Annotated in this window: 10 protein-coding genes; 7 read left to right on the top strand and 3 right to left on the bottom strand. The window is 64.5% G+C overall.

The genetic code is table 11. The annotated features are described in order from the left end of the window. Both glgB and G6N38_RS03125 read right to left on the bottom strand, forming a co-directional pair. A complete protein-coding gene (gene glgB / locus G6N38_RS03130) occupies positions 1 to 2,196 on the bottom strand; it encodes a 1,4-alpha-glucan branching protein GlgB (RefSeq protein ID WP_163746211.1) in 2,196 nt (731 codons plus the stop codon). A 25-nt stretch (positions 2,197 to 2,221) separates the two neighbouring features. After that, positions 2,222 to 4,306, bottom strand: coding sequence for an alpha-1,4-glucan--maltose-1-phosphate maltosyltransferase (locus G6N38_RS03125; protein WP_163746210.1), 2,085 nt, complete (start codon positions 4,304 to 4,306; stop codon positions 2,222 to 2,224). Between the two features lie 195 nt (positions 4,307 to 4,501). Between G6N38_RS03125 and glgP the strand changes: the two genes are divergently transcribed. Then, positions 4,502 to 7,102, top strand: a complete 2,601-nt coding sequence (glgP, locus tag G6N38_RS03120) for an alpha-glucan family phosphorylase (RefSeq protein WP_163746209.1) — start codon at positions 4,502 to 4,504, stop codon at positions 7,100 to 7,102. Between the two features lie 117 nt (positions 7,103 to 7,219). After that, entirely contained in the window at positions 7,220 to 7,954 is a 735-nt protein-coding gene (locus G6N38_RS03115; RefSeq protein WP_179968478.1) for an MspA family porin, read from the top strand. 302 nt (positions 7,955 to 8,256) lie between these two features. Here the strand turns inward: G6N38_RS03115 and G6N38_RS03110 are convergent, their stop codons facing one another. Continuing rightward, positions 8,257 to 9,450 (bottom strand): PucR family transcriptional regulator, encoded by a 1,194-nt coding sequence (locus tag G6N38_RS03110; protein WP_163746208.1) that lies wholly within the window; start codon positions 9,448 to 9,450, stop codon positions 8,257 to 8,259. A 134-nt stretch (positions 9,451 to 9,584) separates the two neighbouring features. Here G6N38_RS03110 and G6N38_RS03105 point away from each other — a divergent pair, with 134 nt between their 5' ends. From G6N38_RS03105 to G6N38_RS03085, 5 genes are all read left to right on the top strand, one after another. After that, entirely contained in the window at positions 9,585 to 10,559 is a 975-nt protein-coding gene (locus tag G6N38_RS03105; RefSeq protein ID WP_163746207.1) for a polysaccharide deacetylase family protein, read from the top strand. Positions 10,560 to 10,571: 12 nt separating this feature from the next. Beyond that, the gene (locus tag G6N38_RS03100; protein WP_163746206.1) at positions 10,572 to 12,122 is read left to right on the top strand and encodes an AMP-binding protein; all 1,551 of its coding nucleotides are present in this window, start codon (positions 10,572 to 10,574) and stop codon (positions 12,120 to 12,122) included. Then, positions 12,119 to 12,961: an enoyl-CoA hydratase gene (locus G6N38_RS03095; protein WP_163746205.1), complete on the top strand. Its 843-nt coding sequence runs from the start codon at positions 12,119 to 12,121 to the stop codon at positions 12,959 to 12,961. The genes G6N38_RS03100 and G6N38_RS03095 overlap by 4 nt, the downstream gene beginning before the upstream one ends. Positions 12,962 to 13,130: 169 nt before the next feature. Continuing rightward, positions 13,131 to 14,711: an AMP-binding protein gene (locus tag G6N38_RS03090; RefSeq protein ID WP_163746204.1), complete on the top strand. Its 1,581-nt coding sequence runs from the start codon at positions 13,131 to 13,133 to the stop codon at positions 14,709 to 14,711. Between the two features lie 488 nt (positions 14,712 to 15,199). Beyond that, complete coding sequence (locus tag G6N38_RS03085) at positions 15,200 to 16,360, top strand: lipase family protein (protein WP_456320176.1); 1,161 nt, start codon at positions 15,200 to 15,202, stop codon at positions 16,358 to 16,360. The last annotated feature ends 39 nt before the right edge of the window (positions 16,361 to 16,399 follow it).

Genomic DNA, 16,399 nt, shown 5'->3' with positions numbered 1-16,399 from the left:
TTAGGCCGGCTCGAGCCAGATCGCCGAGGTGGGCGGCAGCACCAGCGTCGCCGATGCCGGCCGGCCGTGCCACGGCTCGTCGCCGGCCTCGACGGCACCGAAGTTGCCGACGCCCGCACCGTTGTAGAGCGTCGCGTCGCTGTTGAGCACCTCACGCCAGGTTCCACTGTGCGGCAGGCCCAGCCGATAGCGGGTGTGCTCGGAACCGGAGAAGTTGAACACGCAGGCCATCACCGAACCGTCACTGCCGTAGCGCAGGAAGCTCAGGACGTTGTTGGCCGAGTCGTTGGCGTCGATCCAGGAGTAGCCCTCCGGCCTGGTGTCCTGGCTCCACAACGCTGGACGGCTGCGGTACAACCCGTTGATATCGGCGACGAACCGCATGATCCCGTTGGAGTAGCTGTTCTCGTCAAGCTGGTACCAGTCGACGCCGCGTTCCTCCGACCATTCCGCGCGCTGGCCGAACTCCTGGCCCATGAACAACAGCTGCTTACCGGGATGCGCCCACTGATAGGCGAGCAGGCTGCGCAGCCCGGCCGCCTTGACGTGATCGTTGCCCGGCATCCGGCCCCACAGCGTGCCCTTGCCGTGCACCACCTCGTCGTGGCTGATCGGCAAGACGAAATTCTCGCTGAACGCGTAGAGCAGTGAGAAGGTCAGCTCGCCGTGATGGTAGGTGCGGTAGATCGGGTCGCGGCTGATGTAGTCCAGGGTGTCGTGCATCCACCCCATGTTCCACTTCATCGAAAAGCCAAGCCCGCCAAGGTTGGTCGGGCGGGTTACGCCGGGCCATGAAGTGGACTCCTCGGCGATCGTGACGATGCCGGGCGCCATCTTGTGGACGGTCGCGTTCATCTCCTGGAGGAACTGCACCGCCTCGAGATTCTCCCGGCCGCCGTAGATGTTGGGCGTCCAGCCGTCGGCCGGACGGGAATAGTCCAGGTAGAGCATGGATGCGACGGCATCCACCCGCAGGCCGTCGATATGGAATTCCTGCAGCCAATACAGGGCGTTGGCCACCAGGAAGTTGCGCACTTCGGCCCGGCCGAAGTCGAAGACGTAAGTACCCCAGTCGAGTTGCTCACCGCGGCGCGGGTCGGAGTGCTCGTAGAGTGGTGTGCCGTCGAAGCGGCCCAGCGCCCAAGCATCCTTCGGGAAGTGCGCAGGCACCCAGTCGACGATGACGCCGATACCGGCCCGGTGCAAGGTGTCCACCAGCAACCGGAACTCGTCGGGCGTCCCGAACCGGGACGTCGGTGCGTAGTACGACGTCACCTGATAGCCCCACGAGCCGCCGAATGGATGCTCGGCCACCGGCAGCAGTTCGACGTGGGTGAAACCCTGCGCCAGAACGTAATCGGTGAGCTGCTCGGCCAGGTCGCGATAGCTCAGGCCGGGCCGCCAGGAGCCGAGGTGAACCTCATAGGTGCTCATCGGTTCGAACACCGGGTTCTGGGCCGCCCGCTGCGTCATCCAGCCGGCGTCGTCCCAGGTGTAGTCCGAGGTGAACACCCGCGACGCGGTGTGCGGTGGGACCTCCGTCGCGAACGCGAACGGATCGGCTCGGTCGGTGACCGAACCGTCGACCCCGTGGACCCGGAACTTGTACAGCCCGTCGGTGGGGAAGCCGGGCCAGAACAACTCCCACACGCCGCTGGATCCAAGCACGCGCATTGGTGCGTCGTTGCCGTCCCAATGGTTGAACTCGCCAATCAGGTTGATACCTTTGGCATTCGGCGCCCACACCGCGAACGAGACGCCCTCCACGACACCGTCGGCGGTGGTGAATGACCTCGGGTGTGCACCCAGGATCTCCCACAGCCGCTCGTGGCGCCCCTCGCCGAACAGGTGGAGATCCATCTCTCCCAGCGTGGGCAGGAACCGGTAGCCGTCGGCCACGGTGATGGTGTGACCGCCCGGATACGTGACCTCGAGCCGGTAATCAACCAGGTTGGTGAACGGCAGCGCCACTGCGAACACGCCGGAGTCGATATGCGCCATCCGGTGACGTTCGTCGCCGACCAGGGCCACCACTTCCTCGGCATGCGGCTTGAGCGCGCGGATGACGGTGTGATCGGCGTACTCATGGGCACCCAGAATGCTGTGCGGGTTGTGATGCACGCCGGCGACCAGCCTGGCCACTTCGGCGGGATCGGGTGCCAGATGCGGGCTGGCGAGCTTCTCTGTTCTCGTCATTGCCAGGGCTCCTTTGCAGTTCCCGTCATTCCCGTCGCAGCAGAATTGCTCTCTGCTCCTGCGGGATCAACGGCATGTTCATGATGTGCGCGACGGCCCGCGAGGGCTCCAGGCGCACGTAGTTCGACTCTCCCCACTGGTATTCCTCTCCGGTGATCTCATCCCGGACCCAGAACCGGTCATAGGGGTGCATACCCAATGCGGCCATATCCAGCCACAAGGTGCCCTCCTCGGCGCCGAAGGCGTTCAGTGTCACCACTACCAGCACGGTGTCGCCGGACACCGGATCGAACTTGCTGTAGGCCAGCAGTGCGTCGTTGTCGACGTGGTGGAACATGATGGTGCGCATCTGACACAACGCCGGGTGGACGTGGCGGATCTCGTTGAGGCGCCGAAGGAATGGCTCCAGGGAGAGTCCCTGCTCCAGCGCGCCCTCGAAGTCTCGCGGTCGCAGTTCGTACTTCTCGGAGTCCAGGTATTCCTCGCTGCCCGCGCGCACCGGCAGGTGTTCGAACAGCTCGAAGCCCGAGTACACCCCCCATGACGTGCCCATTGTCGAGGCCAGAACGGCCCGGATCGCGAACATTCCCGGGCCGCCCTGCTGCAGGCTCTCGTGCAGGATGTCGGGGGTGTTGACGAACAAGTTGGGCCGCGTGTAATCCGCATGCTCAGCGATCTGGCGGCCGAACTCCTCGATCTCCCACTTGGCGGTACGCCAGGTGAAGTACGAATACGACTGGGTGAAGCCGAGTTTCGCCAGACCGTTCAACCGGGCCGGCCGGGTGAACGCCTCAGCGAGGAACAGCACATCGGGGTCGACCGATTTGACCTGACTGATCAGCCACGCCCAGAAGTTCGGTGGCTTGGTGTGCGGGTTGTCGACCCGAAAGATCTTGACGCCGTGGTCTATCCAGTGCCGCACCACGCGCAGTACTTCGTCGTAGAGGCCGCCGGGATCGTTGTCGAAGTTCAGCGGATAGATGTCCTGGTACTTCTTCGGCGGGTTCTCCGCGTAGGCGATGGTGCCGTCGGGCAGCTCGGTGAACCACTGCCGATGGTCCTTGGCCCAGGGGTGATCCGGGGCGCACTGCAGCGCAAGATCCAATGCCACCTCGAGGCAGTTGTCGCGCGCGGCGGCCACGAAGCGGTCGAAGTCGTCGATTGTCCCCAGCTCGGGGTGGACGGCGTCGTGACCACCCTCGTCGCTGCCGATCGCCCAGGGCGACCCCACGTCGCCGGGTTCGGCGGTCACGCTGTTGTTGCGGCCCTTGCGGTGCACCTTGCCGATCGGGTGGATCGGTGGCAGGTAGACGACGTTGAATCCCATCCCCGCGATCCGTGGCAACGCGGCAGCGGCGGTCGTGAACGTGCCGTGCACCGGCCTGCCGCGCTCGTCTCGGCCGCCAGTGGAACGCGGGAACAACTCGTACCAGGCGCCGCAGCGCGCCAGCGGCCGGTCCACCCAGACCCCGTAAGTGGCTCCCCGGGTGACCAGCTCGCGTAGCGGATATTGCGCCAGCAGGTCGGTGACCTCATGGGAGAGGGCCAACGCTGCGCGGGTCAGCGGGTCGCCGGGCTCGCGTAAGGCCGCCGCAGCGTCAAGCAGCGGTGTGCGGCGATCACGTGGTACCCCGGTGGCCGCTCGCGCCAGCAGTCGCGCACCGACCACCAGATCGTTGTCAAGTTCCGATTCGCCTTGACCGGCGTTGAGTTTCGCGGTGACAGCGTGCCGCCATGTGGTGATCGGATCACTCCACCCATCGATGCGAAACGTCCACAACCCCACCCGGTCGGGCACGAATTGGCCGTGAAACAGATCCGGTGTGCGTCCAGTCGCCATCGCGTAGAGCGCTGGCTTGATCCGGTTGGCCGGAGCCGCCGCGGCCCGATCGGCGCCTTCGAGTGCCTTGACGCGGCGGGCCGGGCTTTGCCCGAGCTGCGGGTAGGCCGTGCCGAGGTAACGCACCACCAACGTCGCTGCCACCGCGTCGTGACCTTCGCGCCACACCGTCCCCGATACCGGCACAACTTCGCCGACGACCGCTTTGGCCGGGTAGGTGCCGCAGGACACGACGGGCGCGACGTCATCGATCTCGATACGACCGGGCACCCAACCACTCCATTCCTGAACCTGTGCGGCGTGGTCTGCCCCGCGCCGGCTCCGTCGGTCTTCTCGTTGTCGGTCTTCGTTCCTCGGGGTAACCGCATCGCGCTCTATTCACACCGTAGTAGCCCGAGTGAATGCGGGGGGAAGAAGCACGCGGTCGGCCGTGGGCGCTATCGAATCTCAGTAAGGTGGGAACACGTGAAGGCTCTCCGCAGGTTCACGGTCCGCGCCCATTTGCCCGATCGGCTCGCAGCACTCGGTCGGCTCTCCACCAATTTGCGATGGTCGTGGGACAAACCGACACAGGACCTGTTCGCCTCGATCGATCCCCAGCTGTGGGTGCAAACCGGGCAGGATCCGGTAGCCCTGCTCGGTGCGGTCAACCCGGCCAGGCTGGACGAGTTGGCCGCCGACGCGCAGTTCTTGGGTGTCCTCGATCAGCTCGCGGCCGATCTGGACGACTACCTGAACCGGCCGATGTGGTTTCAAGAGGTTCAGCGGCACCAGCCGCAGGACGCCGCGGAAATGCCGACCGGGATCGCGTACTTCTCGATGGAGTTCGGCGTCGCCGAAGTGCTGCCCAACTATTCCGGCGGTCTGGGCATTCTGGCCGGCGACCACCTGAAGTCGGCCTCCGACCTGGGTCTGCCGCTGATCGCGGTCGGCCTGTACTACCGGTCCGGGTACTTCCGCCAGTCGCTGACCGCCGACGGTTGGCAGCACGAGAACTATCCGTCGCTGGACCCGCAGGGGCTGCCACTGCGGTTGCTGGCCGACGCTGCCGGCGCACCGGTGCTGGTGGAGCTCGCGATGCCGGATGCCAAAGTGTTGCGGGCCCGGGTGTGGGTGGCACACGTCGGTCGGATTCCGCTGCTGCTGTTGGACTCTGACATCCCGGAAAACGAGCATGACCTCCGCAACGTCACCGACCGGCTGTACGGCGGCGACCAGGAACACCGCATCAAGCAGGAGTTGCTGGCCGGGATCGGCGGGGTGCGGGCGATTCGCGCGTTCACCACGATCGAAGGTCTGCCTGCCCCCGATGTGTTCCACATGAACGAAGGCCACGCCGGCTTCCTCGGCGTGGAGCGCATTCGCGAGTACATGTCCGAGCAGCAGCTGGACTTCGACACCGCGCTCACCCTGGTGCGGTCCGCGACAGTGTTCACCACGCACACCCCGGTGCCGGCCGGCATCGACCGGTTTCCGGTGGATATGGTGCAGCGCTACTTCGGCGACGACGGTAAAACCGGGCTGCTGCCTGGCGTTCCGGTCGGGCGGGTGCTGGCGTTCGGGGCCGAGGACGATCCGTCGAAGTTCAACATGGCGCATATGGGTCTGCGCCTTGCCCAGCGCGCCAATGGGGTGTCGCTGCTGCACGGTCGGGTCAGTCGGATGATGTTCGACGAATTGTGGCCCGGCTTCGACCCTTCCGAGGTGCCGATCGGGTCGATCACCAACGGCGTGCACGGCCCCACCTGGGCGGCCCCCCAGTGGTTGCAGCTCGGCCGCGAGCTGGCCGGCTCCACCGAGGCGCTGCGCGAACCCAGCGTCTGGCAGCGGTTGCAACAAGTCGAGACCGGTCACATCTGGTGGATCCGCTCGCAGCTGCGTGCGCTGCTGGTCGAGGACGTTCGACTCCGGTTGCGCCGGTCCTGGCTGGAGCGCGGCGCCTCGGAGGCTGAACTGGGCTGGATCGCAACTGCTTTCGATCCTGATGTGTTGACCATCGGGTTTGCCCGTCGGGTGCCCACCTACAAGCGCCTCACGCTGATGCTGCGTGACCAGGCACGCCTCGAGGCGTTGCTGCTCGACGAGGACAAGCCGCTCCAGCTGATCGTGGCCGGCAAGTCCCATCCCGCCGACGACGCCGGCAAGGCACTCATCCAGCAGATCGTCAAGTTCGCCGATCGCCCAGAAGTGCGCCACCGCATCGCCTTTCTGCCCGACTACGACATGTCCATGGCGCGCCTGCTGTACTGGGGTTGCGATGTGTGGCTGAACAATCCGCTGCGACCGCTGGAGGCCTGCGGCACGTCCGGCATGAAGAGCGCGCTCAACGGCGGCCTCAACCTGTCCATCCGGGACGGCTGGTGGGACGAGTGGTACGACGGCGAAAACGGTTGGGAGATACCGACAGCCGACGGCGTGGCCGACGAGGGTCGCCGCGATGACCTGGAGGCCGCCGCTCTCTACGATCTGCTCGAGAATTCGGTCTCGCCGCGGTTCTACGACCGTGACGACAACGGTGTGCCGAACCGGTGGGTCGAGATGGTCCGCCACACCCTGCAGGAGCTGGGCCCCAAGGTGCTCGCGTCGCGGATGGTGCGCGATTACACCGAGAAGTACTACGCGCCAGCGGCCCAGTCGTTCGCCCGGACCAGCGCGCCCGTCGACGGATTGCCCTTCGGTGCGGCCCGCGACCTGTCGGCTTACCGGCTTCGGGCCAAGGAAGCCTGGCCGAAGATCCAGATCACCGATGTGGACAGCACCGGCCTGCCGGACACTCCGCTGCTGGGGTCGGAGCTGACGCTGACGGCCACCGTGCAGCTCGCCGGGCTCGAGCCTGACGAGGTGGTGGTGCAGGCCGTGCTCGGCCGCGTCGACGCCGCCGATGCCTTGCAGGACCCGGTCACCATCGCCATGGCGCACGCCGGTTCCGGTGACGGCGGCACCGACATCTTCACCACGACGACCCCGCTGCCGCTGGCCGGGGCGCTCGGCTACACGGTGCGGGTGTTGCCGCATCACTGCCTGCTGGCCGGCGACAACGAGCTCGGTCTCGTCACGCTGGCGTAACGCTGGGAGTTCTCGAAGCGGTTAGCAGGGCATGGGGGCCACCTGTAGGTTCCCAAAAGGAGCGTCGAGGGTTCCGCATCGGGGCGGACCAACGGCATCCGGGAAGGCGTTCGGGCAGTGTTTGTTCGTCGTGCGGTGCCGATAGCGCTGGTGGCCACCTTGTTGGCGACGGCGGTGCCCGCGTCGGCCGATCCCGATCCAGGCGCCCCGGATCTGGCCCAGCAGGCCACCGCCGACCCCGCTGCCCTAGACGCGCCCGCTCCGCCGGTCGACGACGGCAAGGTGATGTCGACGCCGCCGATCAGCACGAAATCGCCCGACGGCTGGACCTTGACGATCTCGGCCAAGGACGAGGTGCAGATGCCGATCGCACCGCTGACCACGGCGATCTCGTCGCGCGAATACACCGTCAGCGGCGTCTTCAACGGCGCGCTCGACGGACCCAGTGACGTGCCCAAGGGCGTGTTCGAGGTCGGCTACCAGATCGGCTGCGGTATCGACATGAGCACCTCCAATGGTGTCGCATTGGGAGGCACCATGGGCGTCAATACGTCGCTCGGCATCATCGGTCTGGACTTCCCGAACAACGCGGCGGAGGGTCTGCTGCCCGGTATTGGCGGCAGCGTCGGCGGCGCTATCACCGTCGGCCTCAAGCCGGGCATCATCAACATCGTTCCGGTCACCAAGAAGGAGTACAAGGGCGACCGCCCGTGGGTGTCGATCAGCAACTTCCACGTGAAGATCGACGGTTGTGTGGGGGAGTCGTTCATCCGCTCCTACGCGACACTTTCCAAGTCCACCGACGAGGGCGACGCGATCCTGTCCTGGTACGGGGTCACTAAAAAGATCTGAGCATTCACACCGCACTGAGAGCATGAAATCGCCAAAACGTCGCTTTCAGTGCGGTTTCAACGAGCGTCGGGATTGAGAATGTGCAGCCCGGTGGTCGTAAACGCTCGCCCAGGAAGGCCGATCACCGGGCGAAGGGGCTCAGTTTGATTGCGCAGCAACCGATGTCAGTGACGGAGCCACCGGTGAATACGGGGGATTCGTGGTCTGCCGAGACGAAGATCGGGTTGTTAAAATCCGAAGCCGTCGGTCGCGGCAGTCCGTTCCTCAGCGGTCCGCATCAAACCCGGGATGCTTCATCGGTCTCAATTGGTTTCGCTCGGAAGCGCTGGTCGTACCGCGAGGGCGACCCGCAGGGAGAGGTCTTCGGGGTCGATCGGGTGCCCCAGAATCTCCTCGATGCGTCGGATGCGTTGGGTCACGGTGTTGGCGTGTAGCCCCAGCCTGCGCCCGCACCGTGACGGACTACCCGAGGTCTCCACGAAGTGTTGCAAGGTGGCCAGCATCCGGTCACGGCTCTCGTGTGCCAACAGCGGGCCCAGCCGGTCCTCCACGAAACGCCGTGCTAGATCGTCACGCTGGGCGACGAGTATTTCGACTGCCACATCCGGGAAGCAGGCGTGCCTGTTCACTGGTGGAGTCACCCGAGCACTCAGCTGAGCCTCGTCGTGGGTGTGTCGAAATCCCTCGATACCTGTCCGGGGAGCGCCGAAGGCCACGCCCACGCCGGGCGGCAGCTCAAGGTCGCGCAGGCGGCCATACGCCGATACAGAGATCGGCGTAAACCACCCATGCACGCTCGCCACCCCCGCTGGCACGGCGAGATGTTGTCGGGCCAGAGCCGCGATGCGGCGTCGCACCGGCTCGCCCACTTCCCCGACGCCGCTCTCGGCCACCGACCAGGCGACGTACCCGATATGGGTATCGTCGGCGCGATAGCCGAGACCTTCCAGCAGGTTCGTCGCGTCCAGCGAACCAGCGAGGACACCCTTGACGATCTCGCCTCGTCGCGAGTCGCGTTCCTGCATAACGGATATGCGGACCTGGTTGAAGGCGACGACGGTCTCGCTGGTCATAGCCTGCATGTACTCGAACATGCGGATCGAACCGGCTTCCAGCTCGTCGGCTCGTAGCGCGTGCGGAAGCGACGACTCCCGTAGGAAGCGGGTGTAGCCGCGCCAAATGCTGGCATGCCCTATCTCGTAGGACCGAAGGATCCCCGACAGCGATGCGTCGGCCAGCGCCATGTACTCCACAAACTCGCGGGCCGCGCTCGGAAGCGTCACGGCCTGGTGCGGCTCGCCGAGGAAACTCGCCCGAAGAACAGCGAAGTGTGAGACGACAGACGAGCGAAGCACGTCCCGGGCCCCCGGAGGGCTGCTGTGGAGGGCGGGAACCTGAGACCAGAGTTCGTCGGCGAGGTCGGCGAAGCCTCCCACACCGACTTCGTCGAGCCAGACGACGAAGGGAGGGGCCGCAAGTCCCGCATCGCGCGCCATGGGCTGAGCCTATCGACCACCGGTAGCCGACGTGAGTGTGATCACACCACACACAAAAGTGTCCTCTCGGCATATCGACGCCCCACTGTGGCGCAAATCATGCTGGCTCTGCCCATCGACGTCAGGAGTTAGCAATGAATCACTCAATTGACCCGCTCGCCGGATTGCGCGTCGCCGTGACCATCGACGACCAATTCCAGTGGACGGGCATCCCCTTTCCCGCCGGGCATGGACCGAAGTCCGTCAGCCAGGCGATGATCGAGGCTTTCGCCAATCACAACGTGCCCGAGGTGTACGCGTTCAACAGCACCGCGCCGACCGAGGATGACCCCGGCATCTTGAAGATCCTCGACGACTGGTGCGCCGCTGGTCACCATGTCGGCAATCACACTCATCAGCACATCAGCCTCAACTGGATCGATGCCGACACTTACCTCGGGGATGTCGACAAGAGTGAGAAGATCCTCAGCCCGTGGCTGGAGCAGGCACCGTCGCGCTACTTCCGCTACGCCTTCGCGATGGAAGGCGACACCCTGGAGAAGACCCGCCAGGTTCAGACCCACCTCACCCGCACCGGCTACCTGTCCTCACCGGTCACGCTGTGGTTCTACGACGCGCAGTTCGCCGTCGCTTACCAGCGCGCGCTGGCATTGGCCGACCTCGATGTCCAGAACTGGCTCGAAGACACGCTGGTACGCACCGCCATTGCTCAGGTCCGGGAGCAAGCCTCCGCAGCTGCCCGCGCACTCGGGCGCTCACCCGCTCATATTCTGCTGATCCACGGCACCACGATCGCCGGCATGACGGTCGACCGCATTCTGGCAGAGCTGGCCAGGTTGGGCGTGCAGTTCATCACCTCCGAAGAAGCGATGCGCGATCCAGCCAACGCCATCGGGTCGCCCCTCACCACGCGCCAGTTCCGCAACTCCACACAGAAGTGGGCCGAATTCGCCGGCGTCGAGGTCAACGACACACCACCGGCAGTCCTTGCCGAGGTCGAGGAGAAGGCGGTGCTCGAAGGCCAGAGCTGGAACGAAGTGCTGGGAAACGCCACCGTCGAGTGGGCCAGGCGCATTCCGTTCACTCCCTGCCCGGCTGACTTCCACTGATCGGACGCGACAATGACCTCATCCGCCCGGATCACCTGCGGGCAGCACGAAAGGTCCGTCAGCGCCGCGCAGGAGCGCGCCGCACGGATAGCCACCGCCCTCGACAGCGTCGGCGTCGGCGTCGGTCAAGGCGACCGCGTCGCCATCGTCATGCGTAACGAGGTGGCCTTCATCGAGCTCACCCTCGCGGTAAGCCTCCTCGGCGCAGCTCCCGTCCCGATCAACTGGCACTGGACCGGTGACGACTTGGCCCACGCACTCACAGACAGCGGTGCCAAAGTGGCCGTTGTTCACTCCGATCTGCTGCCGAATGTGCAGGAGCGGGCCGGCGATGACGTCATCATCGTCGAGGCCGGCGTCCCCATGGAGGTCGCCCGGGCCTATGGCCTCCAAATACCTGAGATCACCGGTGAACTGCCACTGTTGGAGCAGTGGAGCACAGCGCCGGAGCCCTGGTCGCAACCGGCGCAGCCCGCCCCGATGAGCGTGATCTACACCTCGGGGACAACCGGCCGCGCCAAGGGCGTCCTGCGCAATCCCATCAAGGACGAGAACCGCTCGGCAGTCGTCTCAACCGTCGCAGAGCTCTTCCAGCTCAAGCCCGGTGGAACCACCGTGATCCCGGCACCGCTCTACCACTCGGCGCCCAACGTGCATGCGATGTTTGCGTTGGCCATGGGGATGAACGTTCACCTGATGGCCAAGTTTGACGCCGAAGAACTGCTTCAACTCATCGAAGAACATCGGGTGGACAGCCTGCAGGTGGTTCCCACCATGTTCAACAGGCTTCTGCAGCTCTCACCGCACCAGCGTGCGGCCTATGACCTGTCGTCGTTGACCGCCATCGTGCACGCCGCCGCACCGTGCCCGCCGCACGTCAAAGCCGCGATCATCGATTGGCTGGGACCGATCGTCCACGAGTACTACGGGGGTGCGGAGATCGGAGCGTTCACCGCGTGCAACTCTGCCGAGGCACTTTCCCACCCGGGAACGGTCGGTCGGCCAATCGGCGACGCGGACATACGCATCCTCGATGAAGAGGGTGTCGAGGTACCCGACGGGACCGACGGACAAATCTATGGACGCTGCTTCACCGGCTGGCCCGATTTCACCTACATCGGCGATGACGCGAAACGTCGTGCGATGGAACGGGACGGATACCTGAGTCTGGGCGACATCGGTCACTTCAAGGACGGGTACCTGTATCTCAGTGATCGATTGAACGACATGGTCGTATCCGGTGGTGTGAACATCTATCCCGCCGAGATCGAGGGCGTTCTGTTGGAGTTGGACGGCGTCGGCGATGCCGCCGTCTTCGGCATCCCGGATCCAGATCTAGGTGAGGTGATCGCCGCGTACATCGAGCCGACCCCCGATGCCGACCTCGACGCCGAGGAGATCCGCGCGCACGTCGCGGCACGCCTCGCTCGCTACAAAGTCCCACGGGAAGTGGTCGTGGTGGACTCGCTACCGAGGGAAGACACCGGCAAACTCTTCAAACGCCGGTTGCGCGAGCCGTATTGGCGGGACGCGGCGGAGCTGACGGCGACGGAAGCACGATGACGTCCCTCGTTCGCCGGGAAACGCCGGCACCCGGGGTCGCCCGGCTCGTCCTTGATCGACCCGAGCGGCGAAATGCACAGAACCCGCAGATGCTCTATGACCTGGACGCGGCGTTCGTGAGCGCGGCCAGGGACGACGGCGTGAAGGCCATTATTCTGGCCGGGGCGGGGCCGGACTTCTCGTCCGGACACGATGTCAGCGAACGTGACTCGCCGATCCCCGCAGATCCGGTGGCGACACTTGGTGCCGGCCTGACGACGCCGGGAATAGAGGGTCGGCATGCCTTCGAATGCGAGGCGTATCTCGGTCTGTGTCGGCGATGGCGTGATCTGCCGAAACCGACGATTGGGCAAGCTCACGGCCGCGTCATCGCCGGCGGGCTCATGCTGCTGTGGCCGATGGATCTGATAGTCGCAGGCGAAACGGCAACATTTGCCGATCCGGTCGTCGCCCTCGGTCTCAATGGGGCGGAGTACTTCTCCCACATGTGGGAGGTCGGACCGCGTAAGGCCAAGGAGATGCTGTTCACCGGTGCCGCTGTGACGGCCCAAGAGGCCCACGAGCGCGGCATGGTCAACCACGTTGTTCCAGACGGACAACTTGACCAGTTCACCGTGGACCTCGCGACGCGCATAGCCGAGATGCCTGCCTACGGCCTGCGGCTCGCCAAGGCGAGCATCAACGCCGCACTCGATGCCCAGGGCTACGGAGTGGCCATCGATGCCGCCTTTGCCCAGCACATGCTGGGACACGCCAACAACATGGCCAAACACGGCGACATCATCGACCCCGCTGGTGTCGAGGCAATCCGTGGACTTGCACGCCGCGGCCAAAGCTGAGGCTCCTCGGGCGAGCAGCGACTGGACCAGCACACGGGTCCGCCCAACCACAACACCTCACGAGACACCCTGAAGACAACGTCTCGCCACATCACATCCACCAGGAGAGTCTGTGCCGAATTCCTCTGCCGCCGCGCATGATACCGAGCCCGGTAACGGGGTCCGGTCAATGTCCGATCAGCTCGAACTGTGGCTCACCCGATACGGCGTGCCGAGCGCGAACGCCACCGAGTTACTTCTTGATCGGCACAACCCGGCCGACACCGCATTCATCGAACTGCACCTGGATGGCGACTCGCTGGTGGCAGAACAGCTCACCTACGGTGATCTGGGCGACCGGTCCAAACGTCTGGCATCCGCGCTGGCGGCGAGGGGAGTCGGCCGCGGAGACGCCGTCGGCGTGCTGATGGGTAAGCGCAGCGAGCTGGTCGTCACGCTCCTGGCGATCCTCCGGCTCGGAGCCGTGCATCTGCCGCTGTTCACCGCGTTCTCGACTCCGGCAATCGACATTCGCCTCACCGCGGGGAAAGCGAAAGTCGTTGTCACCGAACCAACGCAGGCGCACAAGCTGGTGGGCATCGACGGAATCACCACGATCGTCGCCGGGGAACAGTTCGACTCCCTCGTGGCGGAGAACGAGCCCATGACCGAGTCGGTGACGGTCGGCGGTGACGGAGCGCTGATCCTCCTGTTCACCAGCGGTACCACTGGCTCACCCAAAGGGGTGGTGGTGCCGCTCCGTGCGCTGGCCTCGATCGTCACCTACATGCGTTGGGGACTCGACGTCGCTGACACCGACGTGTTCTGGAATGCCGCCGATCCAGGGTGGGCCTACGGCCTGTATTACGGCATCGTCGGGTCGCTTGCCATCGGGGTGCCGAATCATCTTCTCCACGAGCAATTTTCGTCCTCACTGACCGCCCGAGTTCTCGCTGAACTGAACGTCACCAACTTCACCGCAGCTCCGACCGTGTACCGGGCTCTCTGCAAAGACCAGACCGACGTCGACGGCGTTTCGCTGCGATGCGCGTCATCTGCCGGAGAGCCGCTGACGCCGGACGTGACGCGGTGGGCTGAGCAGGCGCTGGGCACGGAGGTACGCGATCATTACGGGCAAACCGAACTGGGCATGGTGGTCAACAACCATTGGGCAGAGGGCCTACGCCGTCCGCTGATTCCCGGCTCGATGGGACAAACAATGCCTGGCTTTACGATGGGCATCATCGACGGCCGGATTGCGGTGAATGTGCCGGAAAGCCCGTCGATGTGGTTCAGCGGCTACCTCGATGCACCGGAGCACACGGCTGCTCGCTTCGTCGATGACGGACGGTGGTATCTGACCGGCGACACCGGGCATGTCGATGACGCCGGCAGTTTCTTTTTCTCCGCACGTGACGACGATGTGATCATCATGGCGGGCTATCGCATCGGCCCGTTCGAAGTCGAGAGCGTATTGATCACCCACCCGTCGGTCGCCGAAGTTGCGGTGGTCGGGCGACGGGACGAGCTTCGGGGTGAGGCTCTCGAAGCATTCATTGTGCTCACCGACACGTCGGTGGACACAGAAGAGTTGAAAGCTGAACTGCAACAACTAGTTAAGACGCAGTTCGCGGCGCACGCCTATCCGCGCGATGTGCATTTCGTTACCCGCCTGCCGAAAACGCCGAGCGGCAAGATTCAGCGTTTCGTTTTGCGCCAGCAGATGGATGTTCCGCCAAACGGCCACGGCGCTCCGGGCCAAGGTCGGTAGCTCCGGAATCTGAGTTCCAGAGTTGCTGTCCAACAGCGCTTTTACCGACCAACCGGCGACGCATCCCAGCGCGCACTCACATAACTGACTGATGCTTCGCGGTCAGCTGCAGACCTCCGCTATGACTACACCCGTTCCGGGCCACGTCCCCCACGTCACGTAGCCGCCGAGATCCGCGCAACCGTGAGCAGACAGCCTCACAATCCCTCGCCCCGACCAAGTGGTCATCTGAGGCGCAACATCAAAACCGACAAGAAAGGCTGGTTAGTCTAGTGAATTGCCTTGGAGTAAAACGAATTACTGAAATAGCAAGACGGCGAACTTTCTGGCTTGCCGCCTTGCTTGCCGCCCTCGCCGTAATTGCCCCTGCCGTCCGGGCCATCCCTGTCGTGCGAGCCGACGAAAGCCGATACGAGCAATTCTACACCCCTCCCGACCCGCTTCCGGATGGGCAAAATGGTGACTTCATTCGCACGGAGCCTTCACGTTTGGTACTGGAGCCTTCTGGGCAGCTCGGTTCGTTCGTCGGTACCGGAACCCGCATCATGTACCGCAGTACCGATGCGCAGGGCAGCCCCGTCGCGGTGACTGGCACCTACATCGAGCCGGACAACCCGTGGCCGGGCAAAGGTCCACGTCCGCTGATTGCCTACGCGACAATTCCCTACGGGATGGGTGAGCAATGCGCGCCATCGCGGATGTTCAATCAGGGCATCCACGCATCCCTGCAAACAGGGTTCGACCTGATGTTCAATGTCGAAGAGGGTTGGATCGCAACGCTACTTGCCCGCGGATTCGCCATAGTCGTCACCGACGGCGTTGGGGCCGGTGTGCACGGCTCGATGTCGCCGCAATTGTTGAACCGCATCGCCGGTGGCACCGCACTGATCGATGCCGCCCGCGCGGCGATGAAACTGCCGGGCACGTCCCTGGATCCACACGGTCCAGTCGCATTTTGGGGATGGCTGTCCGGCGGTCACGCCGCATTGTCGGCTGCCGAGTTGGCGGGAACATATGGACCTGAGCTCAACGTGGTCGGCACGTATGCGGCTTCTGCACCAACCGATTTGGCGACCGTTCTAGCCCCCATCGACGGAAACTATCTGGCCGGAGCAACCGGTTACGTGTTGCGCGGCATCTTCGCCTCGTATCCACAATTGGAACAGCCGATCCGTGACACCTTGACCCCACGTGGTCTGGAGATGCTCGACAACACCGGACGCCAGTGCCTGCTGCAAACCGGAATCGACTACATGTTCCGCCATTTCGACGGCTGGTTCACGAACAACATCTACGAGGCTGTTGCGGTTGATCCGTTCAAGAGTCTGCTTGCCGCACAACGTATCGGCAACGTCAGGCCCTCCGGTCCGGTCTACTTCGAGCACAATCGCTGGGATCCGTTCGCGCCGTATATGTCAGTGCGTCAAACAGCCGCGGACTGGTGCGCCAAAGGTGCCGACGTGACCCTCTGGACCAACGAGCAACCTCCGCTATTCAACAAACTCGATGTGAACTCGTTGCTGTCGCCGTTTGTCGACGGTGAGCGGAGCATGAGTTGGCTGACCGACCGGTTCAATCACGTACCGACGACACCCAACTGTCACGAGATCGAGGCAACGCCTCCAGACGAAGAGAGCCACGCGTCATGACGCCGTAACACAACACCCGTTTCGGCTCCAGATAGCGTC

It is taken from the genome of Mycolicibacterium helvum, from assembly GCF_010731895.1.
Taxonomy (GTDB): Bacteria; Actinomycetota; Actinomycetes; order Mycobacteriales; family Mycobacteriaceae; genus Mycobacterium; species Mycobacterium helvum.
This window is presented reverse-complemented; position numbering and strand designations above follow the sequence as displayed.

What these genes read in the sequence shown, in the direction of transcription:
- G6N38_RS03095 (WP_163746205.1), top strand. Translation starts at nt 12,119, where the DNA reads ATGACGTCCCTCGTTCGCCGGGAAACGCCGGCACCCGGGGTCGCCCGG.
- G6N38_RS03090 (WP_163746204.1), top strand. Translation starts at nt 13,131, where the DNA reads ATGTCCGATCAGCTCGAACTGTGGCTCACCCGATACGGCGTGCCGAGC.
- G6N38_RS03100 (WP_163746206.1), top strand. Translation starts at nt 10,572, where the DNA reads ATGACCTCATCCGCCCGGATCACCTGCGGGCAGCACGAAAGGTCCGTC.
- G6N38_RS03110 (WP_163746208.1), bottom strand. Translation starts at nt 9,450, where the DNA reads ATGGCGCGCGATGCGGGACTTGCGGCCCCTCCCTTCGTCGTCTGGCTC.
- G6N38_RS03105 (WP_163746207.1), top strand. Translation starts at nt 9,585, where the DNA reads ATGAATCACTCAATTGACCCGCTCGCCGGATTGCGCGTCGCCGTGACC.
- glgB (WP_163746211.1), bottom strand. Translation starts at nt 2,196, where the DNA reads ATGACGAGAACAGAGAAGCTCGCCAGCCCGCATCTGGCACCCGATCCC.